Source organism: Bacillus sp. N447-1 (assembly GCF_022701035.1).
In the GTDB taxonomy this organism is placed as follows: domain Bacteria; phylum Bacillota; class Bacilli; order Bacillales; family Bacillaceae_G; genus Bacillus_A; species Bacillus_A cereus.
This window is the reverse complement of sequence record NZ_CP065509.1, coordinates 3,041,709-3,065,900: the sequence shown is the minus strand read 5'-3', so window position 1 is coordinate 3,065,900 and position 24,192 is coordinate 3,041,709. Positions and strand designations below refer to the sequence as shown.

Genomic DNA, 24,192 nt, shown 5'->3' with positions numbered 1-24,192 from the left:
AGGAGAACTTTAAAATGGTGAAAATCGGTGTACTAGGTCTTCAAGGTGCAGTTCGTGAGCATGTAAAATCAGTTGAAGCAAGTGGTGCAGAAGCTGTTGTTGTAAAGCGTATAGAGCAACTTGAAGAGATTGATGGTCTTATTTTACCGGGCGGTGAAAGTACAACAATGCGCCGTCTTATTGATAAGTATGCTTTCATGGAACCACTTCGTACATTTGCAAAGTCTGGTAAACCAATGTTTGGTACATGTGCAGGGATGATTCTTCTTGCGAAAACACTTATTGGCTATGAAGAAGCACATATTGGTGCTATGGATATTACAGTTGAGCGCAATGCGTTCGGACGCCAAAAGGATAGTTTTGAGGCTGCGCTTTCAATTGAAGGCGTGGGTGAAGACTTCGTTGGTGTATTTATCCGTGCGCCGTATGTTGTAGAAGTAGCTGATAATGTTGAAGTGCTTTCTAAGCATGGTGACCGAATGGTAGCGGTAAGACAAGATCAGTTTTTAGCTGCTTCATTCCATCCGGAATTAACAGATGATCATCGTGTGACAGCATACTTTGTTGAAATGGTAAAAGAAGCGAAAATGAAAAAAGTTGTATAAGTAACTTGCAACTTGTATAAGATTATAGTAAATTGATGGTAACAATTTTATAAAATAAGCGTGTTGATAGGAAATAGTAACAAATGTCGTTTCTTATAGAGAGTCGATGGTTGGTGGAAATCGATAGAAACAGTTTGTGAATCCATCCTGGAATGGAATGTGGAATATCTTTTGGATTAGTAAGCATTCCCGGTGAAGAGCCGTTATTTCTACTTGAGAGGAAAGCGGTAATGCTTTCAACTAGGGTGGCAACGCGGGTTAACTCCCGTCCCTTTATATAGGGACGGGAGTTTTTTGTGTTTTATAAAATAAAAGGAGGAGTATATAATGCTTGATATTAAATTTTTACGTACAAACTTTGAAGAAGTAAAAGCGAAATTACAGCATAGAGGCGAAGATTTAACTGATTTCGGACGTTTTGAAGAACTTGATACGAGAAGAAGAGAACTACTTGTTCAGACAGAAGAATTAAAAAGTAAACGTAACGAAGTATCTCAACAAATTTCTGTATTAAAGCGCGAAAAGAAAGATGCAGAAGCTCTAATTTTAGAAATGCGTGAAGTTGGAGAAAAAGTAAAGGATCTTGATAACGAACTTCGTACAGTTGAAGAAGACTTAGAAAGATTAATGTTATCTATTCCAAATATCCCTCATGAATCTGCTCCAGTTGGTGAAACAGAGGATGATAATGTAGTAGCACGTACTTGGGGAGAAGTGAAAGAATTTACTTATGAGCCAAAACCACATTGGGATCTTGCTACTGATTTAGGAATTTTAGATTTTGAACGCGCTGGGAAAGTAACAGGAAGCCGCTTCGTATTTTACAAAGGTGCTGGTGCAAGATTAGAGCGTGCTTTAATTAGCTTTATGCTTGATCTTCATACTGATGAGCATGGATATGAAGAAGTATTACCTCCATATATGGTAAACCGTGCAAGTATGACAGGAACAGGACAACTTCCAAAGTTTGAAGAAGATGCATTCCGTATTGAAAGTGAAGATTACTTCTTAATTCCAACAGCTGAAGTACCTGTAACGAATATGCATCGTGATGAGATTTTAAATAAAGAGCAATTGCCTATAAGATATGCTGCATTTAGCTCTTGCTTCCGTTCTGAAGCAGGTTCAGCTGGGCGTGATACACGTGGTTTAATTCGCCAGCATCAGTTCAATAAAGTAGAGCTTGTGAAGTTCGTAAAACCAGAAGATTCTTATGAAGAGTTAGAAAAGTTAACAAATGATGCAGAACGCGTGTTACAATTATTAGAGTTGCCATATCGCGTTATGAGCATGTGCACAGGCGATTTAGGATTTACAGCAGCGAAGAAATACGATATTGAAGTATGGATTCCAAGCTATGGCACATATCGTGAAATTTCTTCTTGTAGTAATTTTGAAGCTTTCCAAGCGAGACGTGCAAATATCCGTTTCCGCCGTGAACCAAATGGAAAACCAGAACATGTTCATACATTAAATGGATCTGGTCTTGCAATTGGACGTACGGTTGCAGCTATTTTAGAGAACTACCAACAAGAAGATGGTACAATTATAATTCCAGAAGTTCTTCGCCCTTATATGGGAGGAAAAACAGTTATTAAGTAAATTTAAACATTCATCGGTATGAGTGATTGGTAATTATGAGCGTTGTCAGTACTGTAATGTAGGAAGGGGAAAGTAAAATTTTCCTTTCCTCATAATTTATTTTAGTAGGGTTGACTAACTGTTTTTCTTTTGATATTATATTTGATGTCAATATGGAGGTATACCCAAGTCTGGCTGAAGGGATCGGTCTTGAAAACCGACAGGCGGCGAGAGTCGCGCGGGGGTTCGAATCCCTCTACCTCCTCCAGATATAATTGACAACAGCGCATATAAGTGGAGATTGGAGAACTCGTTACCAACACGTAACGAGTTTTTATTTTAAAACCAATCATAAAGTATGGTGTAAGGTAATTTTGTCCTTATTACACACTCATATTCCGATGATTATCTTCATAGATATGAAAGGAGTCAACATGGATCTTATTATACAAACGTTTCCTTTAGATGGAAAAACTTTATATTATGTACAATGTCCTGTCTGTAAGAACAATAGAATTTTAAACAGTGGTGCAAACGTATCACGCATTATTAGTGATGATACATTCCGTAAACTTTGTGGTTGTACTTGTGATGTAAAACCAGCTACGAGTAAAGTAGAGGCGCCAAAACAAGTTAAAAAAGCAGCTGTAAAGAAAGAAGCAGCTCCAAAACGTACAGGTAAAGTATTAACGGCAGTAATTAACGGGAAAGAAATGACTGTTAAAGAGATTGCTGAAGCATACGATATTAGTACAAGTACTGTTCGTCAGCGCATTAACGCAGGAAAACCTGAGAGTGAAATTATTGCTCCAACAAAGAAGAAGTAATTTAATAGGAAAACCCGTGCATATGCACGGGTTTTTTATTTTACAAGTTTACGTGTTTGTTTTAAAAAATGGCCAATTTTTTTTATGATTGGTTCGATTGAATCACCATCTTTTAAAATATCGTACTCATTAATATTTAAGCGTAATACAGGGCATGAATTAAAGTTGTTAATCCAGTTTTCATAACGTCCATGCATTTCTTTCCAGTACTCAATTGGTGTTTGCTGTTCCATTGGGCGCCCTCGTTCTTGAATACGATCGACAATATCATCGAAAGAACCTTCTAAGTAAATTAATAAGTCTGGATGAGGGAAGTAAGGAGTCATGACCATAGCGTCAAATAAACCTTTGTATGTTTCATAATCAGTTTCCGTCATTGTTCCTTTTTCATGATGCATCTTTGCGAAAATTCCAGTGTCTTCGTAAATGGAACGATCTTGAACAAAACCGCCACCATATTCAAAAATTCTTTTTTGTTCCTTAAATCGTTCTGCTAAAAAGTACACTTGTAGGTGGAAGCTCCAGCGAGTGAAGTCCGCATAGAACTTGTCCAAATATGGATTGGAATCTACTTTTTCAAATGATGTGCGATAACCTAAAGCATTAGCTAATGCAGTTGTCATAGTTGATTTACCCACACCTACTGTTCCGGCGATAGTGATTACTGCGTCATTGGGTATATCATATTTTTGCCTTAAATTCATTATTATTTCGACTCCTTTAAGAGAGTATTTTGAAGGGCAGATAGGATAACGTTTAAATCATCAGGATTTTTTACAAAATCCATATCGTCGCCATTAAATTTCAATACTGGTATTTCCGGATGATCTTTTTTAAAAGCATCCATTGCTGTTTCATAATCTTTTGTGAGCTGTAGTAAGTAATTTGGATCCATGTTTTTTTCAAATTCTCTTCCGCGCATGGCGATTCGTTTTTGCAATGTCTCTAGGCTAGCTGTTAAATAAACAATGACATTTGGCACAGGCATATCTTGTGTAAGGATACGATAAATTTGCATGTATTTGTCATATTGAGAGTCTTTTAATGTGCGGGATGCAAAAATTAAATTTTTAAAGATATGGTAATCCGCTACTACTGGTTTCCTTTGATTCAAGTACTTTATGTTAATGTCTTCTAATTGTTTGTATCTATTACAAAGAAAGAACATCTCTGTTTGAAAACTCCATTCGTCGATGTCTTCATAGAACTTTCCTAAAAAGGGATTTTCATCAACAATCTCTTTTAGTAAGTGGAGTTGCATGTGAGTTGAAATTTCCTTCGCAAGTGAAGTTTTTCCAACACCAATTGGTCCTTCAACCGTGATAAATGGTACTCCGGTCACGCTGTTTCCTCCTTTCAATCAGTGATTTACCGTGACTACTAAAAACACAAAACAGAATTATTGTAGCACAAGAGGGAAGCGAGCGGGTTAATTTGATATAAAAAGTTAGAAAATAGATATATGTATTAATTAAATTTTATTTTGGTTGATGATGTTATATTTGCTTTCAATGTAGTTTCCATTATTTTTAAAGCATGTATATTATCTTGGTCGTTGTTAGAGGCGATACAATCCTGTGGTACATACAATTTATAATTTCTCATATGAGCATCATTAGCTGTAAATAGGATACATATATTTCCGGCAACCCCTGTTAATATTAGATTTTCTATTTTTAAATAACCTAGTAATGAATTTAAAGGTGTTTCATAAAAAGCGGAATAATGTGGTTTAATAAAAATGTACTCATCAAAACTTGGAGCAATCTTATGGATTATATTTTCGCTATATTCATTTGTGCAATGAGTAATAAGTTGGTCGATATCAGATCTCCAAAGTTGATAATGGTCATTAACGTAAATTATAGGATAGCCAAAGGATTTCATTTTTTTCTTTAATTGTAAAATAGGGTTTGTTATAGTTTCGCATTTTTTAGCTAGAATGGGTCCGTGGGAAAATTGAAAGTCATTAATCATATCGATAATGAGCAAGGCGGTATTTTTCATATGTAATCCCCTCTCTTTTTTCTTTTAGGGTGGATTGAATTTGTAAAAGTTATCCCCTGTGTAGTAAATGGAAATAAGTGTACTTTATTTGTAATGAAAGGACTATGTTATGGAACAAGATCAAGATATTTATTTTATGCAATTAGCGATAGAAGAAGCTAAAAAGGCAGAGGAAATACAGGAAGTACCAATTGGAGCAGTTATAGTGTTAGATGGTGAGGTAATTAGTGTTGCCCATAATTTAAGGGAAACTGAGCAAAGATCAATAGCTCATGCTGAGTTGCTAGCGATAGATGATGCATGTAAAAAATTAGGGACATGGCGTTTAGAAGATGCAACATTGTATGTAACATTAGAACCTTGTCCAATGTGTGCGGGTGGAATTGTTTTATCACGAGTGAAGCGAGTTGTATATGGTGCAAGTGATCCGAAGGGCGGATGTGCAGGGACATTGATGAATCTTTTAACGGATGAACGCTTCAATCATCAATGTGAAGTAGTATCTGGTGTACTAGAGGAAGAATGCGGTACGTTGTTAACAAACTTTTTTAGAGAGCTTCGTAAAAAAAGAAAAGCAATAAAAAAATTAGAGAAGAATACTGGGAACTAACGTATTTGCATTTTCTAAAGAAACAAGTTATACTGATAATGCCTTTAATGAAGGCAACCGAATATTGGTTTTAACTTTGCCGTGCTAAGCGGGGAGGTAGCGGTGCCCTATACTCGCAATCCGCTCTAGCGAGGCCGAATCCCCTCTCGAGGTTATGTTGCTGTAAGGTCTGCCTTAAGTAAGTGGTGTTGACGTTTGGGTCCTGCGCAACGGGACCCCGTGAACCTTGTCAGGTCCGGAAGGAAGCAGCAATAAGCGGGTCTTCTCGTGTGCCGCAGGAGTGCCTGAACCGAGCTAACTGCTTGAGTAACGCTTATGGTACGTAATCGACGGAGGGTGCACGGCAGTTATATATGTATACAAAACTCACCTTAATACAAAGGTGAGTTTTTTGTATAGAAAATAACTTTTGGAATCTATAAACAGAATGGGTTATAATAAATGAGATAATAACCTTTGAGGGAGGCCGTATTTTCGTGTCATACCAAGCGTTATACCGAACATGGAGACCGCAAAAGTTCGAAGATGTAGTCGGTCAAAAGCACGTGACAAAAACGTTGCAAAATGCCCTTCTTCAAGAGAAAGTTTCACATGCTTATTTATTTTCTGGCCCGAGGGGAACAGGAAAAACGACAATTGCAAAAGTATTTGCAAAAGCAATTAACTGTGAACATGCTCCGGTAGCTGAACCTTGTAATGAATGTCCTTCTTGTTTAGGAATCACACAAGGATCCATTTCAGATGTATTAGAAATTGATGCGGCTTCAAATAACGGTGTAGATGAAATTCGAGATATTAGAGATAAAGTAAAATACGCTCCAAGTGCTGTAGAATATAAAGTATACATTATTGATGAAGTTCACATGCTTTCTATGGGTGCATTCAATGCGCTTTTAAAAACCTTAGAAGAGCCGCCAGGACATGTTATCTTTATTTTGGCGACAACAGAACCTCATAAGATCCCACCTACAATCATTTCACGTTGTCAGCGCTTTGAATTCCGAAAAATATCAGTGAATGATATTGTTGAAAGATTATCAACGGTCGTGACAAATGAAGGTACGCAAGTGGAAGGTGAAGCATTACAAATTGTTGCGCGTGCTGCCGAAGGTGGTATGCGTGATGCGCTTAGTCTTATTGATCAGGCTATATCTTATAGTGATGAGATTGTTACGACAGAAGATGTATTGGCCGTAACAGGATCTGTTTCTCAGCAATACTTAGGCAATTTAGTAGAGTGCATACGTGAAAATGATGTATCAAGAGCATTGCAAATCATAGATGAAATGATGAGTAAAGGGAAGGATCCAGTTCGTTTTATGGAGGATTTCATTTACTATTATCGTGATATGCTTTTATATCAAACTTCACCACAACTAGAACATATGTTGGAACGAGTAATTGTAGATGATCAATTCCGTAAGTTGAGTGAAGAAATGCAACCGGAAGTGATCTATGAGATTATTCATACCCTTAGTAAGGGACAACAGGAAATGAAGTGGACAAATCATCCGCGTATTTTCTTAGAAGTTGTTATGGTGCAATTGTGTCAACAGTTTATGATGCAAGCAAATGGTACAGATCGTTTGCAAGCAATTATGAACAGGATGCAGCAACTGGAGAAAGAGTTAGAGCAAGTCAAAAAGAACGGTGTGCCAGCAGGTGTACAACAGGAAGTAAGAGAGACACGTGCAACACCAAAACCGGTACGAACAGGAAGTATGAAAATTCCTGTCGGACGTGTAAATGAAGTATTAAAACAAGCGAAGCGTCAAGATTTAGAACAATTAAAAGCTGTATGGGGTGAGTTGTTAGGAAGACTCAAATCATATAACAAAGTAGCGTTTGCCGTTTTACTAGAAAATAGTGAACCAGTGGCAGCTTCAGATGACACTTACGTTTTAGCATTTCAATATGAGATTCACTGTAAGATGGCGAGCGAAAATCGAGAAGCTATGGATACAGTAGAACAAGCTTTATTTGAATTGCTAAGTAAAAGGTTAAATATGATTGCCATTCCAAAAAGTGAATGGGGTAAAATCCGTGAAGACTTTTTACAACGTGAAGGTGGAGAGTCTGAAGAAAGCCCAGAGAAAAAGGAAGACCCTCTTATAGAAGAGGCAGTGAAGTTAGTAGGGCAAGAACTCATTGAAATAAAAGAGTAATAATAATTAGGAGGAATTAATTATGATGCGTGGCGGAATGGGAAATATGAATAACATGATGAAACAAATGCAAAAGATGCAAAAGGACATGGCGAAAGCACAAGAGGAGCTTGGTGAAAAAACAGTTGAAGGTACAGCTGGCGGCGGAATGATTACAGTTATTGCAAATGGTCACAAGCAAATTCTTGAAGTGAAGATTAAAGAGGAAGTTGTAGATCCAGAAGATATCGAAATGTTACAAGACTTAGTATTAGCTGCAACAAATGATGCACTTAAAAAGGCTGATGAGCTTTCAAACTCTACAATGGGTAAATTTACAAAAGGCTTAAACTTACCAGGTGGAATGTTCTAGGAGGATATTGATACATGCATTATCCAGAACCAATATCAAAACTAATCGATAGTTTTATGAAGTTGCCAGGTATCGGACCGAAAACAGCGGTTCGATTGGCATTTTTCGTATTAGATATGAAAGAAGATGATGTGTTAGGTTTCGCGAAAGCACTTGTAAATGCGAAGCGAGATTTAGCGTACTGTTCTGTATGCGGACATATTACTGATCGTGATCCTTGTTATATTTGTAATGATTCACATCGAGATCAATCAGTTGTTTGTGTCGTGCAAGAACCGAAAGATGTAATCGCGATGGAAAAAATGAAAGAGTATCAAGGTGTATATCATGTGTTACGTGGTGCGATTTCTCCTATGGAGGGAATTGGACCGGAAGACATTAATATCCCGCAACTCTTAAAGCGACTACATGATGAAACGGTACAAGAAGTGATATTAGCAACAAACCCTAATATTGAAGGGGAAGCTACAGCGATGTATATCTCCCGCCTCTTAAAACCTACAGGCATTAAAGTAACTCGTATTGCACATGGTCTGCCAGTTGGTGGAGATTTAGAATATGCAGATGAAGTGACATTATCCAAAGCGTTAGAAGGGCGCAGAGAAGTATAAGAGGAGAAACAAAAATGTTCTTTCAAAAAAAGGGTAAATTGCGTAAAGAGTATGACGATAAGTTAATTGTACTTTTGGAAAAAGTGAAGAATGAGTGGTTACGTCAGAAGAGAATGGTCGAACAAAGTGTAGAACCGTCTCAAGATGTCATTTGTTCTTTGAAAATAGCAGAGGCGAAATATTTCTTTTTGTTGAAAGAAGCAAAGCGTCGTCCTGTAAAAATGGAACAATGGTAAAAGGTTCTGCTTTCTAAGCAGGCCTTTTTATTTTGTTTTTTAAGTGCTGAGGTATTGTTTTATTTAGTGTATATGAAAGAGATGCTGCATATGATAACTGTTCTTTTTTATTGTCTTGTCCCATACAAATAGATGTATAGGTCATTCATAAGGAGGAAAAAATGAATTCTACAATTATTATTGTTGGTATTCTTACTTTAGTATTTATTTTTCTTGTTTTTGGTGTTGCCTCTAAGCCATTACGTTTTATAGGTAAGGTGATTTTTCATGTTACTTTAGGAATAGCATTGCTTTTTATCGTAAATGTTGTAGGGACATATTTTGATTTTCATATCCCAATTAACATGGGTACAGCAGCAATAACGAGTTTATTAGGTCTACCGGGTGTGGCAGCATTAGTGATTATTAAGCTTTATATCATGCCAAGATAAAATTATTTTGGCATTTTTTTAAAAAGTGTTGACTATTAAATGATTAATATGGTAAATTAATAAGCGTCGTCAGGAACGAAAGAAAAAAGTTGTTGACAGATTTAACGCAAAATGTTAAATTGTAAAAGTCGCTGAAACGCGATATTGAACTTTGAAAACTAAACGAAACAAACAACGTGAAACGTCAATTTTTATTTTAGATGCTAGACAAACTAACTTTATTGGAGAGTTTGATCCTGGCTCAGGATGAACGCTGGCGGCGTGCCTAATACATGCAAGTCGAGCGAATGGATTGAGAGCTTGCTCTTATGAAGTTAGCGGCGGACGGGTGAGTAACACGTGGGTAACCTGCCCATAAGACTGGGATAACTCCGGGAAACCGGGGCTAATACCGGATAACATTTTGAACCGCATGGTTCGAAATTGAAAGGCGGCTTCGGCTGTCACTTATGGATGGACCCGCGTCGCATTAGCTAGTTGGTGAGGTAACGGCTCACCAAGGCAACGATGCGTAGCCGACCTGAGAGGGTGATCGGCCACACTGGGACTGAGACACGGCCCAGACTCCTACGGGAGGCAGCAGTAGGGAATCTTCCGCAATGGACGAAAGTCTGACGGAGCAACGCCGCGTGAGTGATGAAGGCTTTCGGGTCGTAAAACTCTGTTGTTAGGGAAGAACAAGTGCTAGTTGAATAAGCTGGCACCTTGACGGTACCTAACCAGAAAGCCACGGCTAACTACGTGCCAGCAGCCGCGGTAATACGTAGGTGGCAAGCGTTATCCGGAATTATTGGGCGTAAAGCGCGCGCAGGTGGTTTCTTAAGTCTGATGTGAAAGCCCACGGCTCAACCGTGGAGGGTCATTGGAAACTGGGAGACTTGAGTGCAGAAGAGGAAAGTGGAATTCCATGTGTAGCGGTGAAATGCGTAGAGATATGGAGGAACACCAGTGGCGAAGGCGACTTTCTGGTCTGTAACTGACACTGAGGCGCGAAAGCGTGGGAGCAAACAGGATTAGATACCCTGGTAGTCCACGCCGTAAACGATGAGTGCTAAGTGTTAGAGGGTTTCCGCCCTTTAGTGCTGAAGTTAACGCATTAAGCACTCCGCCTGGGAGTACGGCCGCAAGGCTGAAACTCAAAGGAATTGACGGGGGCCCGCACAAGCGGTGGAGCATGTGGTTTAATTCGAAGCAACGCGAAGAACCTTACCAGGTCTTGACATCCTCTGAAAACCCTAGAGATAGGGCTTCTCCTTCGGGAGCAGAGTGACAGGTGGTGCATGGTTGTCGTCAGCTCGTGTCGTGAGATGTTGGGTTAAGTCCCGCAACGAGCGCAACCCTTGATCTTAGTTGCCATCATTAAGTTGGGCACTCTAAGGTGACTGCCGGTGACAAACCGGAGGAAGGTGGGGATGACGTCAAATCATCATGCCCCTTATGACCTGGGCTACACACGTGCTACAATGGACGGTACAAAGAGCTGCAAGACCGCGAGGTGGAGCTAATCTCATAAAACCGTTCTCAGTTCGGATTGTAGGCTGCAACTCGCCTACATGAAGCTGGAATCGCTAGTAATCGCGGATCAGCATGCCGCGGTGAATACGTTCCCGGGCCTTGTACACACCGCCCGTCACACCACGAGAGTTTGTAACACCCGAAGTCGGTGGGGTAACCTTTTTGGAGCCAGCCGCCTAAGGTGGGACAGATGATTGGGGTGAAGTCGTAACAAGGTAGCCGTATCGGAAGGTGCGGCTGGATCACCTCCTTTCTATGGAGAATTGATAAGCGCTGCTTATCAATATAAGTTTCCGTGTTTCGTTTTCGTTTAGTTTTGAGAGTTCAATTCAGTATTGACTCTTAAATGAGGATATGATATAAATAAATCCTGCAATTTGTATGGGCCTATAGCTCAGCTGGTTAGAGCGCACGCCTGATAAGCGTGAGGTCGATGGTTCGAGTCCATTTAGGCCCACCATACATTTTGGGGCCTTAGCTCAGCTGGGAGAGCGCCTGCCTTGCACGCAGGAGGTCAGCGGTTCGATCCCGCTAGGCTCCACCAAAAAGCTATTTTAAATAGCGAATGGTATGTTCTTTGAAAACTAGATAACAGTGTAGCTCATATTTTTTAATTTTTAGTTTGGTTAAGTTAGAAAGGGCGCACGGTGGATGCCTTGACACTAGGAGTCGATGAAGGACGGGACTAACGCCGATATGCTTCGGGGAGCTGTAAGTAAGCTTTGATCCGAAGATTTCCGAATGGAAACCCACCATACGTAATGGTATGGTATCCTTATCTGAATACATAGGGTAAGGAAGACAGACCCAGGGAACTGAAACATCTAAGTACCTGGAGGAAGAGAAAGCAAATGCGATTTCCTGAGTAGCGGCGAGCGAAACGGAACATAGCCCAAACCAAGAGGCTTGCCTCTTGGGGTTGTAGGACATTCTATACGGAGTTACAAAGGAACGAGGTAGACGAAGCGACCTGGAAAGGTCCGTCGTAGAGGGTAACAACCCCGTAGTCGAAACTTCGTTCTCTCTTGAATGTATCCTGAGTACGGCGGAACACGTGAAATTCCGTCGGAATCTGGGAGGACCATCTCCCAAGGCTAAATACTCCCTAGTGATCGATAGTGAACCAGTACCGTGAGGGAAAGGTGAAAAGCACCCCGGAAGGGAGTGAAAGAGATCCTGAAACCGTGTGCCTACAAATAGTCAGAGCCCGTTAATGGGTGATGGCGTGCCTTTTGTAGAATGAACCGGCGAGTTACGATCCCGTGCGAGGTTAAGCTGAAGAGGCGGAGCCGCAGCGAAAGCGAGTCTGAATAGGGCGTTTAGTACGTGGTCGTAGACCCGAAACCAGGTGATCTACCCATGTCCAGGGTGAAGTTCAGGTAACACTGAATGGAGGCCCGAACCCACGCACGTTGAAAAGTGCGGGGATGAGGTGTGGGTAGCGGAGAAATTCCAATCGAACCTGGAGATAGCTGGTTCTCCCCGAAATAGCTTTAGGGCTAGCCTTAAGTGTAAGAGTCTTGGAGGTAGAGCACTGATTGGACTAGGGGTCCTCATCGGATTACCGAATTCAGTCAAACTCCGAATGCCAATGACTTATCCTTAGGAGTCAGACTGCGAGTGATAAGATCCGTAGTCAAAGGAAACAGCCCAGACCGCCAGCTAAGGTCCCAAAGTGTGTATTAAGTGGAAAAGGATGTGGAGTTGCTTAGACAACTAGGATGTTGGCTTAGAAGCAGCCACCATTTAAAGAGTGCGTAATAGCTCACTAGTCGAGTGACTCTGCGCCGAAAATGTACCGGGGCTAAATACACCACCGAAGCTGCGGATTGATACCAATGGTATCAGTGGTAGGGAGCGTTCTAAGGACAGTGAAGTCAGACCGGAAGGACTGGTGGAGTGCTTAGAAGTGAGAATGCCGGTATGAGTAGCGAAAGACGGGTGAGAATCCCGTCCACCGAATGCCTAAGGTTTCCTGAGGAAGGCTCGTCCGCTCAGGGTTAGTCAGGACCTAAGCCGAGGCCGACAGGCGTAGGCGATGGACAACAGGTTGATATTCCTGTACCACCTCTTTATCGTTTGAGCAATGGAGGGACGCAGAAGGATAGAAGAAGCGTGCGATTGGTTGTGCACGTCCAAGCAGTTAGGCTGATAAGTAGGCAAATCCGCTTATCGTAAAGGCTGAGCTGTGATGGGGAAGCTCCTTATGGAGCGAAGTCTTTGATTCCCCGCTGCCAAGAAAAGCTTCTAGCGAGATAAAAGGTGCCTGTACCGCAAACCGACACAGGTAGGCGAGGAGAGAATCCTAAGGTGTGCGAGAGAACTCTGGTTAAGGAACTCGGCAAAATGACCCCGTAACTTCGGGAGAAGGGGTGCTTTCTTAACGGAAAGCCGCAGTGAATAGGCCCAAGCGACTGTTTAGCAAAAACACAGCTCTCTGCGAAGCCGTAAGGCGAAGTATAGGGGGTGACACCTGCCCGGTGCTGGAAGGTTAAGGAGAGGGGTTAGCGTAAGCGAAGCTCTGAACTGAAGCCCCAGTAAACGGCGGCCGTAACTATAACGGTCCTAAGGTAGCGAAATTCCTTGTCGGGTAAGTTCCGACCCGCACGAAAGGTGTAACGATTTGGGCACTGTCTCAACCAGAGACTCGGTGAAATTATAGTACCTGTGAAGATGCAGGTTACCCGCGACAGGACGGAAAGACCCGTGGAGCTTTACTGTAGCCTGATATTGAATTTTGGTACAGTTTGTACAGGATAGGCGGGAGCCATTGAAACCGGAGCGCTAGCTTCGGTGGAGGCGCTGGTGGGATACCGCCCTGACTGTATTGAAATTCTAACCTACGGGTCTTATCGACCCGGGAGACAGTGTCAGGTGGGCAGTTTGACTGGGGCGGTCGCCTCCTAAAGTGTAACGGAGGCGCCCAAAGGTTCCCTCAGAATGGTTGGAAATCATTCGTAGAGTGCAAAGGCATAAGGGAGCTTGACTGCGAGACCTACAAGTCGAGCAGGGACGAAAGTCGGGCTTAGTGATCCGGTGGTTCCGCATGGAAGGGCCATCGCTCAACGGATAAAAGCTACCCGGGATAACAGGCTTATCTCCCCAAGAGTCCACATCGACGGGAGGTTTGGCACCTCGATGTCGGCTCATCGCATCCTGGGGCTGTAGTCGGTCCCAAGGGTTGGGCTGTTCGCCCATTAAAGCGGTACGCGAGCTGGGTTCAGAACGTCGTGAGACAGTTCGGTCCCTATCCGTCGTGGGCGTAGGAAATTTGAGAGGAGCTGTCCTTAGTACGAGAGGACCGGGATGGACGCACCGCTGGTGTACCAGTTGTTCTGCCAAGGGCATAGCTGGGTAGCTATGTGCGGAAGGGATAAGTGCTGAAAGCATCTAAGCATGAAGCCCCCCTCAAGATGAGATTTCCCATAGCGTAAGCTAGTAAGATCCCTGAAAGATGATCAGGTTGATAGGTTCGAGGTGGAAGCATGGTGACATGTGGAGCTGACGAATACTAATAGATCGAGGACTTAACCATATAATATGTAGCAAATGTTATCTAGTTTTGAAGGAATATGCCTTCATAGTTTGGTGATGATGGCAGAGAGGTCACACCCGTTCCCATACCGAACACGGAAGTTAAGCTCTCTAGCGCCGATGGTAGTTGGGACCTTGTCCCTGTGAGAGTAGGACGTCGCCAAGCAACTAAAAACACAAGTCATTTGACTTGTGTTTTTTTTATATTGTTAAAAAGAATGGGAAAGAAGTAATGGAAATACAAACACGTTGCCCAAGAGTTAATCATATTATATAAAAGATGGGTGTATATTTTTCTGTAAATTGTTAAGGATTAGAAGTATAAAATAGGTTCACTTAAATAGGGAGGGAAGATTATGAAATTACAAAGTGAAGTTTGTATTGTTTGTGAGACAAAAAGAAAAGAAGGTATATATGTTTATAATAATTTAATATGCCATGAATGTGAAAAGGATATGGTGAATACAGAGACAGATGATCCAAAATATATATATTATTTAAAGCAGCTTCGAAAATTAGAAGTATCATATTTTTAAATAGGCATATGCCTATTATTTTTTTTGTTCTGTATAATAGATAGAGAATGAATAATAAGGAAGAGATGTAGATGAATCAAAATCGTATGCCTTTATATGAGGCGTTAATAGAGTTTAAAGAAAGAGGGCCGTTATCCTTTCATGTTCCTGGTCATAAGAATGGTTTAAACTTCCCTCAGGAGGCAATAAGAGAGTTTAAAGGTATTCTATCTATTGATGTAACTGAATTAGCAGGACTAGATGATTTGCATAGTCCGTTTGAATGTATAGATGAGGCACAACAATTATTGGCTGAAGTTTATAATACAAAGAGAAGTTATTTTTTAATTAATGGTTCAACAGTCGGGAACTTAGCAATGATTTTGTCTTGTTGCGGGGAACATGATATTGTTCTTGTACAAAGAAATTGTCATAAATCAATTATTAATGGTTTAAAACTTGCGGGAGCAAATCCCATTTTTTTAGATCCATGGATTGATGAAGCTTATAACGTACCAGTGGGAGTTCGTAATGAAATTATTAAGAACGCAATTGGAAAGTATCCAAATGCGAAAGCACTTATTTTAACGCATCCTAATTATTATGGTATGGGGATGGATTTAGAGGCAAGCATCGCTTTTGCACATGCACATAAAATCCCTGTTTTGGTAGATGAGGCACATGGGGCACATCTATGTTTGGGAGAACCATTTCCGAAGTCAGCATTAACATATGGTGCAGATATTGTAGTTCATTCTGCACATAAAACATTACCCGCAATGACAATGGGTTCCTATTTACATATAAATAGTCATTTAGTAGACGAAGATAAGGTTACTACTTATTTAAGTATGCTACAATCTAGTAGTCCATCGTATCCAATTATGGCTTCCTTGGATATAGCACGCTTTACAATGGCGCGTATAAAAGAAGAAGGTCACAGTGAAATTGTTGAGTTTTTACGAAGATTTAAGGAACAATTACGTTCTATTCCCCAAATCGCCATTTTAGAATATCCGTTGCAAGATGAGTTAAAGGTCACCGTACAAACTCGTTGTCAGTTATCAGGGTACGAATTACAGTCTGTATTTGAAAAGGTCGGTATATATACAGAGATGGCTGATCCGTACAATGTCCTATTTATTTTACCCTTACAAGTAAATGAGGGATATATGAAGGTTATAGAGATGATCCGAGTAGCATTGCAACATTATGAGGTGAAAGACAAGAGGGAATCTATTCGTTATACTTATAATGGTGAATTCTCTCTTTTACCGTATACGTATAAACAACTAGACGGATATGAAACAAAGATAGTATCTATAGAAGAGGCTGTTGGAATGATAGCGGCGGAAATGGTGATTCCGTATCCACCTGGAATTCCATTAATTATGTATGGAGAGAGAATTACTTCAGAGCATAAAGAGCAAATTATGTATTTAGAAAGAGCAGGAGCTCGTTTTCAAGGTAATACGAAATATATGAAAGTGTATGATATAGAAAGTAGGTTTTAGGATGAAGGGATTATTTGTAACAATTGAGGGCCCAGAAGGTTCAGGTAAAACAACGTTAATTAAAAGCTTATTGCCATATTTTGAACAAAAAGCACAGAAGGTAATGGCGACAAGGGAACCAGGCGGTATTGCAATTTCTGAGGACATTAGGACGATTTTACATAAACAAGAATATACGATGATGGAAGCACGTACAGAAGCACTTCTTTATGCTGCTGCGCGCAGACAACATTTAGTAGAAAAAGTTATGCCAGCACTTAATGAGAACTACCTCGTGTTATGTGATCGTTTTATAGATAGCTCTTTAGCATACCAAGGCTATGCAAGAGGATTGGGTATGGATAAGATATTTGAAATAAATCGTTTCGCAACAGAGGACTGTATGCCTAGTTTAACAATTTATCTAGACATTGAGCCTGAGGTTGGTTTGGCTCGGATTGAAAAAGATGCAGGACGTGAAGTAAATCGACTAGATATGGAAGATATCTCTTTCCATAAACGTGTGCGCGAAGGGTATTTACAAGTTGTAGAACGTTTCTCGGATCGTATTGTATTGGTAAATGCTGATCAACCGATGGAAAAACTTATAGAAGAAGTTGTTCAGATTATAGAAGATAAATTGTTATAATAGAAGGAAAGAATGAAATAAGTGAGGTATGCATTATGACGAAGACGTGGGAGCAGCTTTCTGCTATACAACCCATCGGTGTAAAAATGTTGATGAATAGCATTGCAAAAGAGCGTATATCCCACGCTTACTTGTTAGAGGGAGGGAAAGGGACAGGAAAGTTTGCGACAGCAATTCAAATGGCAAAGAGTTTCCTCTGTTCTGAGCGGAATGGAGTAGAGCCCTGCCATGTATGTACAAACTGTAAGCGAATTGATTCAGGTAACCACCCTAACTTACATATTGTAAAACCAGACGGATTATCTATTAAGAAGCAGCAAATTCATGATTTACAAGAAGAGTTTTCCAAAACAGGATTAGAGGCAAATAAAAAAATATATATTATTGAGCACGCAGATCGTATGACAGCAAATGCGGCAAATACACTTTTGAAATTTTTAGAAGAACCAAGTAGTGATACAACTGCTATTTTACTTACTGAACAAAGTCATCAAATTTTAAATACGATTTTATCTCGTTGCCAAGTTGTTACGTTTAGACCGTTACCTACGGAATCTTTAATTAGAAGATTACAGGATGAAGGGATTACAGCATCTTTATCGACACTTGCTGCTCAACTTACAAATAGTTTTGATGAAGCTTTAGCTTTATGTAGTGATGAATGGTTTGCACAAGCACGAGCTTTAGTGATAAAATTATGTGAAGCGCTCGAAAAAGATAAAACCTCTATTTTTTTTGTACAAGAAAAATGGGGAAAACACTTTGGAGAGAAAGAACAATTACAGCAAGGTTTAGATATGTTACTCCTTATTTATAAGGATTTATTATATGTTCAACTTGGAGAAGAAGATCGTCTTGTTTTTCATGAGCAGAAAGAGATGTTTGAATCGTTTTCCTATGCTCAGAAGCGCATTGTATCAGCTCTCTTTAATATATTAGAGGCAAAAAATAGAATCAACGCTAATGTAAATGCGCAGCTTGTGTTCGAACAGTTAGTGTTGCGGTTGCAGGAGGGATGACCGTTTTGTATGATGTAGTAGGTGTTCGCTTTAAGAAGGCCGGAAAGGTATATTACTTTGATCCAAACCAGTTCGATATCTCTGAAAATGAGTTTGTCATTGTAGAAACGGTAAGAGGTATTGAATACGGAAAAGTAGTTATTACCAAAAAACAAGTTGATGAAAACGACGTTGTATTACCGCTAAAAAAGGTTATTCGTATTGCAAATGAAAATGATCGTACCATTGTTGAAGAGAACAAACATGCTGCCAAAGAAGCATATCAAGTCTGTCAACAAAAGGTAGTAGAGCATAATCTTGATATGAAACTTGTAGATGTAGAGTATACATTCGATCGTAATAAGATTATTTTCTATTTTACTGCGGATGGTCGGATCGATTTCCGCGAACTAGTGAAGGACTTAGCCGCAATTTTTAGAACAAGAATTGAACTAAGACAAATTGGTGTTCGTGATGAAGCGAAGATGCTAGGTGGTATTGGTCCATGTGGTCGTATGCTTTGTTGTTCTACTTTTTTAGGGGATTTTGAACCTGTATCCATTAAAATGGCAAAGGATCAAAATTTATCATTAAATCCTGCAAAAATCTCTGGTTTATGTGGTCGCTTAATGTGTTGCTTAAAATATGAGAATGATGAATATGAGGCAGCAAAGGAACAACTTCCTGATTTAGATCAACGTATACAAACCCCGCATGGTACTGGCCGTGTTATCGGATTAAATATTTTAGAAAGATTAATTCAAGTGGAACTAGTAGACAAGGAACGGATAGTAGAATATACGTTAGATGAGTTAGTGAATAAAGGGGTCGTTTCGAGTCAAACCACAGATTAATGAGGTGGGTGCTTGTGGAGAAAAAAGATATTTTTGAATCGGTTTCTAGTATGGAAGAGCAAATTGGACATTTATATAAACAGTTGGGAGAGTTAAAACAGCATCTTGCAGAGTTGTTGGAAGAAAACCAGCATATAAAAATGGAAAATAACAATTTGCGACACCGTTTTGAAGAAGTGCAGAATAAAGAAAAACAAAAAACTCAAAAACGTAAAGAAGTGAAGCCGAAAACAGATATTGGTGAAGGCTATGACAATTTAGCGAGACTATATCAAGAAGGTTTTCATATTTGCAATCTACATTATGGAAGTGTACGTAAAGAGGGAGATTGTTTGTTCTGTCTTTCATTCTTAAATAAAAAGTAAAATTACCTTTCCAATTATAATTGGAAAGGTAATTTTTTATACATGAAATAGGGTAGGTTAAGGGTAAGAAAAGGAGCAGTATATGAATTTATATGAAGATGAACGTTTAGATTACTTATTAGCACAAGACATGAAGATTATACAAAGCCCATCAGTATTTAATTTTTCTTTAGATGCCGTTTTACTCGCAGATTTTGCATGGGTACCAATTCAAAAGGGGAATTTACTTGATTTGTGTACAGGTAACGCGGTTGTTCCCCTTCTATTAAGTACAAGAACAAAAGGAAATATTACTGGTGTGGAAATTCAAGAACGCTTATATGATATGGGAGTAAGAAGTGTTCAATACAATGGGTTGGAAGAAAGAATTCACCTCATACATGGAGATTTGAAAGATATGCCAGAGAAACTTGGACGTCATCAATATGATGTTGTTACATGTAATCCACCATATTTTCAAACACCTCAAACTTCAGAGAAAAATATGAATGAACATTTAGCGATAGCTCGTCATGAAATTATGTGTACATTAGAAGATGTTGTATCTGCAAGTAGTCAGTTAGTAAAACAAGGTGGGAAAGTAGCGTTTGTACATCGTCCAGGGCGATTACTAGACATTGTCACATTAATGCGTAAATATAAAATTGAACCAAAGCGTGTGCAATTTGTTTATCCTAAGGTTGGAAAAGAAGCAAATACATTGTTAATTGAAGGAATTAAGGATGGAAATGCAAATTTGAAAATTTTACCGCCTCTCGTTGTATATGAGAACAATAACGAATATACAAAGGAGCTACGTTCAATTTTATATGGAGAAGAATAAGCACTTTTTTTATGTGGTAGAGTGCTCTGATGGAAGTTATTATGCTGGATATACAAACCATATAGAAAAGAGAATTCAGACTCATAATAGCGGCAAAGGGGCTAAGTATACACGCGTCAGGCTTCCTGTCGTTTTAAAATATGTAGAGACCCACGATGATAAGCGTACAGCTATGCAAGCGGAGTATTACTTTAAGCAATTAACGAGAAAACAAAAAGAGGCATATATGCAAAAAGGAGAACGCTATGTGGCAACAAAAAAGCTTTCAACAAAATGAAAAGGGAGTTTTATATTTAGTACCAACTCCTATTGGAAATCTAGAAGATATGACATTTCGTGCAATCCGAATTTTAAAAGAAGTTGATTTAATTGCTGCTGAAGATACGAGACAAACGAAAAAACTTTGTAATTATTTTGAAATTGAAACACCTGTCACGAGTTATCATGAGCACAATAAAGAAGTAAGTGGGAAGAAACTATTAGAGAAATTAGAGGATGGAAAGAATGTAGCACTTGTTAGTGACGCTGGTATGCCGTGTATTTCTGATCCAGGTTACGATATTGTCGTTGAGGCAGTAGCTGAGCAATATCATGTAATTCCGCTTCCTGGAGCAAATGCAGCCCTTACAGCATTAATTGCATCCGGTCTTGAAACAAAGCAGTTTTATTTCTATGGTTTCTTGCAGAGAAACAAAAAGGAACGGAAGATGGAGTTAGAAAAGCTTCGTTATGTACAAACTACAATGATGTTTTATGAAGCACCTCATCGTTTAGATGATACTTTAATTTCGATGCAGGAAGTGTTGGGAAATAGAGAGATTGTATTATGTCGAGAGTTAACGAAAAAATTTGAGGAATTTATTCGAGGAACAATCGAAGAAGCAATTGAGTGGACGAAGCAAAATGAAGTACGTGGTGAGTTTTGTATTTTAGTAGCTGGTTCAACAGAAGAACCTGCTCCAGAAGAACAATGGTGGGAATCTCTTTCGGTATATGATCATATTGAATATTATATAAATGAAAAAAGTATGAATTCAAAAGAAGCGATTAAAACAGTCGCTAAAGATCGAGATTTGTCGAAAAGAGATGTATATCAAATCTATCATGTCGATAAAAAATAAGCTTCTCATAATTGAGAAGCTTATTTTGCTGTTTCGATATAATCTTGAAGTTCGTTTAAAATTTGCTCAGCGCCTTCTTTGCTTAAGATGATTTTACCTTCAGCTAAAGAAAGGTTACCGTCAGATACTTCACCAGTTACTTGGCAAGTCATGTTTGGTTTATATTTCTTTAAGATGATTTTTTCGTCATCAACATAGATTTCAAGAGCGTCCTTTTCTGCAATACCTAAAGTACGGCGTAATTCGATTGGAATTACTACACGACCTAATTCATCAACTTTACGAACAATACCAGTAGATTTCATAATTTTTTTCCTCCTAAATAAATAGTTTATAAGTTTCGAGTCTATTTTTAGATTCGTCATTTTTCGACAAAATACCCTATGGACATATGATACCAATCATTTACATTTCCGTCAATTCTTAAATTCTATATTTTTTAAAAAGATTTATAGATTTCTTATTTCTTATATATAATAGATTGAGAGGAAATTCCACAATTATTTACATTATTTTCTGAAAAAATAATAAATTAAAAGTGGATATTGTATATTTTTTTGAAATATGAGCAATAGATGATAAAGATATTGAGCATTAAGACCTAAATTGAAAATTAGGTTGGCGTAAAGAAGATAAGTTAGATTTGGGCTGCTCGTAAAAGCCCAATTAACGTAGGCTAATAATTAGTGGGGAGGAACAAAAACCCTACTGATTAAAGTTTCACTTTATATATGAGTTTTTGATATACTGTTTATAAATACATATGAGGTTATTCGGGAGGTCCAAAACAATGACAGAGGAAAATAAGTCCTTTTATATTACTACCCCAATTTATTATCCAAGTGGAAAATTACACATTGGACATGCTTATACGACAGTAGCAGGAGATGCGATGGCACGATATAAGCGTATGCAAGGTTATAATGTGCATTATTTAACAGGAACTGATGAACATGGACAGAAGATCCAAAAGAAAGCAGAAGAGTTAAATATTACGCCACAGGCATATGTTGATAACATTGTTGCAGGAATTAAAGAGCTTTGGGAGAAGATGGATATTTCTTATGATGATTTTATTCGTACAACTGAAGATCGTCATAAAGATGTTGTCGAAAAAATCTTTAAACAATTAGTAGATCAAGGTGACATTTATCTTGATGAATATGAAGGTTGGTATTCTGTACAAGATGAGACGTTCTATACAGAGCATCAATTAGTAGATCCAATTATGGAAGGCGACAAAGTAGTTGGAGGAAAAAGCCCAGATAGTGGTCATGATGTAGAACTTGTTCGTGAAGAATCTTATTTCTTTAGAATGGGTAAATATGTCGACAGACTATTAAAGTTCTATGAAGATAATCCACATTTCATTCAGCCGGAGTCTCGTAAAAATGAAATGATTAATAATTTTATTAAACCGGGATTAGAAGATTTAGCAGTTTCTCGTACTTCATTTGACTGGGGAGTTCGTGTTCCTGGTAACCCAAAACACGTTATTTACGTATGGGTTGACGCATTATCTAACTATATTACGGCGTTAGGTTATGGAACAGCAAATGAAGAGAAATATAAAAAATTCTGGCCTGCAGATGTGCATTTAGTTGGGAAAGAAATTGTTCGTTTCCATACAATTTATTGGCCGATAATTTTAATGGCATTAGATTTACCTCTTCCGAAGAAAGTCTTTGCTCATGGCTGGATTTTAATGAAGGATGGAAAGATGAGTAAGTCAAAAGGAAACGTAGTAGATCCAGTTACATTAATCGATCGTTACGGATTAGATGCATTACGTTATTACCTACTTCGTGAAGTTCCATTTGGATCTGATGGCGTATTTACACCAGAAGGATTTGTGGAGCGTATTAATTTCGACTTAGCAAATGACTTAGGTAATTTATTAAATCGTACAGTAGCTATGATTGATAAGTACTTTAACGGAGAAATCCCTGCATTTAAAGCAAATGTGACGGAATTTGATGAAACGTTAGTAGCGTTTGCACAAGATACTTTGAAAAAAGTAGAAGAAGCAATGGAGAATATGGAGTTCTCTGTAGCGTTAGGATCTATTTGGCAACTAGTTAGTCGTACGAATAAATATATTGATGAAACACAACCATGGGTATTAGCAAAAGATGAGAATGATCGTGAAAAGTTAGCCTCTGTAATGGCTCATTTAGCAGAAGTACTTCGTCAAACAGGTATTATGCTTATGCCATTCTTAACAGTAGCACCAAGCAAGATGTTTGCTCAGCTTGGCCTTACTGATGAAGCTCATAAATCTTGGGAAAGTCTATCTACAATTGGCTGCATTCCAGCTGGAACAAAAGTAGAAAAAGGAAACCCAATTTTCCCTCGTTTAGAAATGGAAGTGGAAGTAGAGTACATTAAAGAACAAATGAAAAGCTCTGCTCCTAAAGTAGAAGAGAAAAAAGAAGAAGAACCGAAGGTAGAAGAAATTACAATTGATGATTTCTTTAAAGTAGAATTACGCGTAGCTGAAGTACTATCTGCTGAACCTGTGAAAAAAGCAGACAAGCTGTTAAAAATTCAACTAGACTTAGGTACAGAAAAGCGTCAAGTTGTTTCTGGAATTGCAAAATTCTATTCGCCGGAAGACTTAAAAGGTAAAAAGGTTATTTGTGTAACAAACTTAAAACCTGTAAAATTACGCGGTGAATTATCGCAAGGTATGATTTTAGCGGGTGAAGAGAATGGCGTATTGTCATTAGCATCAATTGACCAAAATCTACCAAATGGTACAAAAATCAAGTAATTAAGACAAGAAAAGAGATGTTTCACGTGTAACATGTGTGAAGCGTCTTTTTTCTTTTTACACTCTCTATTTTTGCATTAAGATTGTAGTATTGTTATCGTTAAGTTATTAAAGAACTTATTTTTGT

General features: G+C 38.9%; 23 protein-coding genes, 3 tRNA genes, 3 rRNA genes, 1 other RNA gene and 1 other annotated feature. Of the genes, 26 read left to right on the top strand and 4 right to left on the bottom strand.

Features of this window, described 5'->3' with window-relative positions; genetic code table 11:
• The first annotated feature begins 14 nt into the window (after positions 1–14).
• The 4 genes from pdxT to IQ781_RS15535 all read left to right on the top strand — a co-directional run bounded on the left by pdxT (position 15) and on the right by IQ781_RS15535 (position 3,013).
• The gene (pdxT, locus tag IQ781_RS15550; protein WP_000238785.1) at positions 15–605 is read left to right on the top strand and encodes a pyridoxal 5'-phosphate synthase glutaminase subunit PdxT; all 591 of its coding nucleotides are present in this window, start codon (positions 15–17) and stop codon (positions 603–605) included.
• A 54-nt stretch (positions 606–659) separates the two neighbouring features.
• Positions 660–881, top strand: a binding site (T-box leader).
• 51 nt (positions 882–932) lie between these two features.
• Entirely contained in the window at positions 933–2,207 is a 1,275-nt protein-coding gene (gene serS, locus IQ781_RS15545; protein WP_000884187.1) for a serine--tRNA ligase, read from the top strand.
• A gap of 154 nt (positions 2,208–2,361) precedes the next feature.
• Positions 2,362–2,454, top strand: a tRNA-Ser gene (locus IQ781_RS15540).
• A gap of 166 nt (positions 2,455–2,620) precedes the next feature.
• Positions 2,621–3,013 carry a sigma factor-like helix-turn-helix DNA-binding protein gene (locus IQ781_RS15535; protein ID WP_000364193.1) on the top strand — a complete coding sequence of 131 codons (393 nt, stop codon included), beginning with the start codon at positions 2,621–2,623 and terminating at the stop codon, positions 3,011–3,013.
• Between the two features lie 35 nt (positions 3,014–3,048).
• Here IQ781_RS15535 and IQ781_RS15530 read toward each other — a convergent pair whose 3' ends face one another.
• From IQ781_RS15530 to IQ781_RS15520, 3 genes are all read right to left on the bottom strand, one after another.
• Positions 3,049–3,717 carry a deoxynucleoside kinase gene (locus IQ781_RS15530; RefSeq protein ID WP_001053585.1) on the bottom strand — a complete coding sequence of 223 codons (669 nt, stop codon included), beginning with the start codon at positions 3,715–3,717 and terminating at the stop codon, positions 3,049–3,051.
• A gap of 2 nt (positions 3,718–3,719) precedes the next feature.
• Positions 3,720–4,355, bottom strand: coding sequence for a deoxynucleoside kinase (locus tag IQ781_RS15525; protein WP_000148218.1), 636 nt, complete (start codon positions 4,353–4,355; stop codon positions 3,720–3,722).
• A 125-nt stretch (positions 4,356–4,480) separates the two neighbouring features.
• Positions 4,481–5,020 carry a cysteine hydrolase family protein gene (locus tag IQ781_RS15520; RefSeq protein ID WP_000798724.1) on the bottom strand — a complete coding sequence of 180 codons (540 nt, stop codon included), beginning with the start codon at positions 5,018–5,020 and terminating at the stop codon, positions 4,481–4,483.
• 109 nt (positions 5,021–5,129) lie between these two features.
• Between IQ781_RS15520 and tadA the strand changes: the two genes are divergently transcribed.
• The 21 genes from tadA (at position 5,130) to rsmI (ending at position 21,292) form a co-directional block, all read left to right on the top strand.
• The gene (gene tadA / locus IQ781_RS15515) at positions 5,130–5,630 is read left to right on the top strand and encodes a tRNA adenosine(34) deaminase TadA (protein WP_000434329.1); all 501 of its coding nucleotides are present in this window, start codon (positions 5,130–5,132) and stop codon (positions 5,628–5,630) included.
• Positions 5,631–5,709: 79 nt separating this feature from the next.
• Positions 5,710–5,974, top strand: an RNA gene (gene ffs, locus IQ781_RS15510) — signal recognition particle sRNA large type.
• A 132-nt stretch (positions 5,975–6,106) separates the two neighbouring features.
• Positions 6,107–7,795, top strand: coding sequence for a DNA polymerase III subunit gamma/tau (gene dnaX / locus IQ781_RS15505; RefSeq protein WP_000121587.1), 1,689 nt, complete (start codon positions 6,107–6,109; stop codon positions 7,793–7,795).
• A 25-nt stretch (positions 7,796–7,820) separates the two neighbouring features.
• On the top strand, positions 7,821–8,147 hold the full coding sequence (locus tag IQ781_RS15500) for a YbaB/EbfC family nucleoid-associated protein (protein WP_014894853.1): 327 nt from the start codon (positions 7,821–7,823) through the stop codon (positions 8,145–8,147).
• A 14-nt stretch (positions 8,148–8,161) separates the two neighbouring features.
• Positions 8,162–8,758, top strand: a complete 597-nt coding sequence (recR, locus tag IQ781_RS15495; protein WP_000559169.1) for a recombination protein RecR — start codon at positions 8,162–8,164, stop codon at positions 8,756–8,758.
• A gap of 14 nt (positions 8,759–8,772) precedes the next feature.
• Positions 8,773–8,994 carry a YaaL family protein gene (locus IQ781_RS15490; protein WP_000466019.1) on the top strand — a complete coding sequence of 74 codons (222 nt, stop codon included), beginning with the start codon at positions 8,773–8,775 and terminating at the stop codon, positions 8,992–8,994.
• A gap of 161 nt (positions 8,995–9,155) precedes the next feature.
• Positions 9,156–9,425, top strand: coding sequence for a pro-sigmaK processing inhibitor BofA family protein (locus IQ781_RS15485; RefSeq protein WP_001089273.1), 270 nt, complete (start codon positions 9,156–9,158; stop codon positions 9,423–9,425).
• Positions 9,426–9,643: 218 nt separating this feature from the next.
• A 16S ribosomal RNA gene (locus IQ781_RS15480) occupies positions 9,644–11,193 on the top strand.
• A gap of 130 nt (positions 11,194–11,323) precedes the next feature.
• Positions 11,324–11,400, top strand: a tRNA-Ile gene (locus tag IQ781_RS15475).
• 8 nt (positions 11,401–11,408) lie between these two features.
• A tRNA-Ala gene (locus IQ781_RS15470) sits at positions 11,409–11,484 on the top strand.
• A gap of 80 nt (positions 11,485–11,564) precedes the next feature.
• Positions 11,565–14,475: ribosomal RNA gene (locus IQ781_RS15465) — 23S ribosomal RNA — on the top strand.
• A gap of 49 nt (positions 14,476–14,524) precedes the next feature.
• A 5S ribosomal RNA gene (gene rrf, locus IQ781_RS15460) occupies positions 14,525–14,640 on the top strand.
• The 16S, 23S and 5S rRNA genes sit together here with 2 tRNA genes alongside, the layout of an rRNA operon.
• Positions 14,641–14,830: 190 nt before the next feature.
• On the top strand, positions 14,831–15,010 hold the full coding sequence (locus IQ781_RS15455) for a sigma factor G inhibitor Gin (protein ID WP_000776278.1): 180 nt from the start codon (positions 14,831–14,833) through the stop codon (positions 15,008–15,010).
• Positions 15,011–15,081: 71 nt separating this feature from the next.
• The gene (locus IQ781_RS15450; RefSeq protein ID WP_001075300.1) at positions 15,082–16,503 is read left to right on the top strand and encodes an aminotransferase class I/II-fold pyridoxal phosphate-dependent enzyme; all 1,422 of its coding nucleotides are present in this window, start codon (positions 15,082–15,084) and stop codon (positions 16,501–16,503) included.
• 1 nt (position 16,504) lies between these two features.
• Complete coding sequence (gene tmk, locus IQ781_RS15445) at positions 16,505–17,131, top strand: dTMP kinase (protein WP_060634671.1); 627 nt, start codon at positions 16,505–16,507, stop codon at positions 17,129–17,131.
• 35 nt (positions 17,132–17,166) lie between these two features.
• Positions 17,167–18,150: a DNA polymerase III subunit delta' gene (gene holB / locus IQ781_RS15440; protein ID WP_000169561.1), complete on the top strand. Its 984-nt coding sequence runs from the start codon at positions 17,167–17,169 to the stop codon at positions 18,148–18,150.
• 5 nt (positions 18,151–18,155) lie between these two features.
• A complete protein-coding gene (locus tag IQ781_RS15435; RefSeq protein ID WP_000272429.1) occupies positions 18,156–18,983 on the top strand; it encodes a PSP1 domain-containing protein in 828 nt (275 codons plus the stop codon).
• A gap of 14 nt (positions 18,984–18,997) precedes the next feature.
• The gene (yabA, locus tag IQ781_RS15430) at positions 18,998–19,348 is read left to right on the top strand and encodes a DNA replication initiation control protein YabA (RefSeq protein WP_000412063.1); all 351 of its coding nucleotides are present in this window, start codon (positions 18,998–19,000) and stop codon (positions 19,346–19,348) included.
• 82 nt (positions 19,349–19,430) lie between these two features.
• On the top strand, positions 19,431–20,171 hold the full coding sequence (locus IQ781_RS15425; protein WP_139847277.1) for a tRNA1(Val) (adenine(37)-N6)-methyltransferase: 741 nt from the start codon (positions 19,431–19,433) through the stop codon (positions 20,169–20,171).
• A complete protein-coding gene (locus tag IQ781_RS15420; RefSeq protein WP_000414350.1) occupies positions 20,158–20,448 on the top strand; it encodes a GIY-YIG nuclease family protein in 291 nt (96 codons plus the stop codon). Before IQ781_RS15425 ends, IQ781_RS15420 begins: the two co-directional genes overlap by 14 nt.
• On the top strand, positions 20,417–21,292 hold the full coding sequence (gene rsmI, locus IQ781_RS15415) for a 16S rRNA (cytidine(1402)-2'-O)-methyltransferase (protein ID WP_000267821.1): 876 nt from the start codon (positions 20,417–20,419) through the stop codon (positions 21,290–21,292). The genes IQ781_RS15420 and rsmI overlap by 32 nt, the downstream gene beginning before the upstream one ends.
• Positions 21,293–21,312: 20 nt before the next feature.
• Here the strand turns inward: rsmI and IQ781_RS15410 are convergent, their stop codons facing one another.
• Entirely contained in the window at positions 21,313–21,597 is a 285-nt protein-coding gene (locus tag IQ781_RS15410) for a transition state genes transcriptional regulator AbrB (protein ID WP_000843036.1), read from the bottom strand.
• 485 nt (positions 21,598–22,082) lie between these two features.
• On the opposite strand from IQ781_RS15410, the gene metG reads away from it, so the two are divergent.
• Positions 22,083–24,065, top strand: a complete 1,983-nt coding sequence (gene metG, locus IQ781_RS15405; RefSeq protein ID WP_000134133.1) for a methionine--tRNA ligase — start codon at positions 22,083–22,085, stop codon at positions 24,063–24,065.
• The last annotated feature ends 127 nt before the right edge of the window (positions 24,066–24,192 follow it).

Bases quoted from the DNA above. Each gene is read 5' to 3' on its own strand.
- recR (WP_000559169.1), top strand. From the start codon at position 8,162: ATGCATTATCCAGAACCAATATCAAAACTAATCGATAGTTTTATGAAG.
- IQ781_RS15455 (WP_000776278.1), top strand. From the start codon at position 14,831: ATGAAATTACAAAGTGAAGTTTGTATTGTTTGTGAGACAAAAAGAAAA.
- tmk (WP_060634671.1), top strand. From the start codon at position 16,505: ATGAAGGGATTATTTGTAACAATTGAGGGCCCAGAAGGTTCAGGTAAA.
- IQ781_RS15485 (WP_001089273.1), top strand. From the start codon at position 9,156: ATGAATTCTACAATTATTATTGTTGGTATTCTTACTTTAGTATTTATT.
- IQ781_RS15410 (WP_000843036.1), bottom strand. From the start codon at position 21,597: ATGAAATCTACTGGTATTGTTCGTAAAGTTGATGAATTAGGTCGTGTA.
- IQ781_RS15520 (WP_000798724.1), bottom strand. From the start codon at position 5,020: ATGAAAAATACCGCCTTGCTCATTATCGATATGATTAATGACTTTCAA.
- IQ781_RS15500 (WP_014894853.1), top strand. From the start codon at position 7,821: ATGCGTGGCGGAATGGGAAATATGAATAACATGATGAAACAAATGCAA.
- IQ781_RS15420 (WP_000414350.1), top strand. From the start codon at position 20,158: ATGGAGAAGAATAAGCACTTTTTTTATGTGGTAGAGTGCTCTGATGGA.
- serS (WP_000884187.1), top strand. From the start codon at position 933: ATGCTTGATATTAAATTTTTACGTACAAACTTTGAAGAAGTAAAAGCG.
- IQ781_RS15450 (WP_001075300.1), top strand. From the start codon at position 15,082: ATGAATCAAAATCGTATGCCTTTATATGAGGCGTTAATAGAGTTTAAA.
- tadA (WP_000434329.1), top strand. From the start codon at position 5,130: ATGGAACAAGATCAAGATATTTATTTTATGCAATTAGCGATAGAAGAA.
- IQ781_RS15425 (WP_139847277.1), top strand. From the start codon at position 19,431: ATGAATTTATATGAAGATGAACGTTTAGATTACTTATTAGCACAAGAC.
- IQ781_RS15530 (WP_001053585.1), bottom strand. From the start codon at position 3,717: ATGAATTTAAGGCAAAAATATGATATACCCAATGACGCAGTAATCACT.
- IQ781_RS15490 (WP_000466019.1), top strand. From the start codon at position 8,773: ATGTTCTTTCAAAAAAAGGGTAAATTGCGTAAAGAGTATGACGATAAG.
- metG (WP_000134133.1), top strand. From the start codon at position 22,083: ATGACAGAGGAAAATAAGTCCTTTTATATTACTACCCCAATTTATTAT.
- pdxT (WP_000238785.1), top strand. From the start codon at position 15: ATGGTGAAAATCGGTGTACTAGGTCTTCAAGGTGCAGTTCGTGAGCAT.
- IQ781_RS15535 (WP_000364193.1), top strand. From the start codon at position 2,621: ATGGATCTTATTATACAAACGTTTCCTTTAGATGGAAAAACTTTATAT.
- rsmI (WP_000267821.1), top strand. From the start codon at position 20,417: ATGTGGCAACAAAAAAGCTTTCAACAAAATGAAAAGGGAGTTTTATAT.
- holB (WP_000169561.1), top strand. From the start codon at position 17,167: ATGACGAAGACGTGGGAGCAGCTTTCTGCTATACAACCCATCGGTGTA.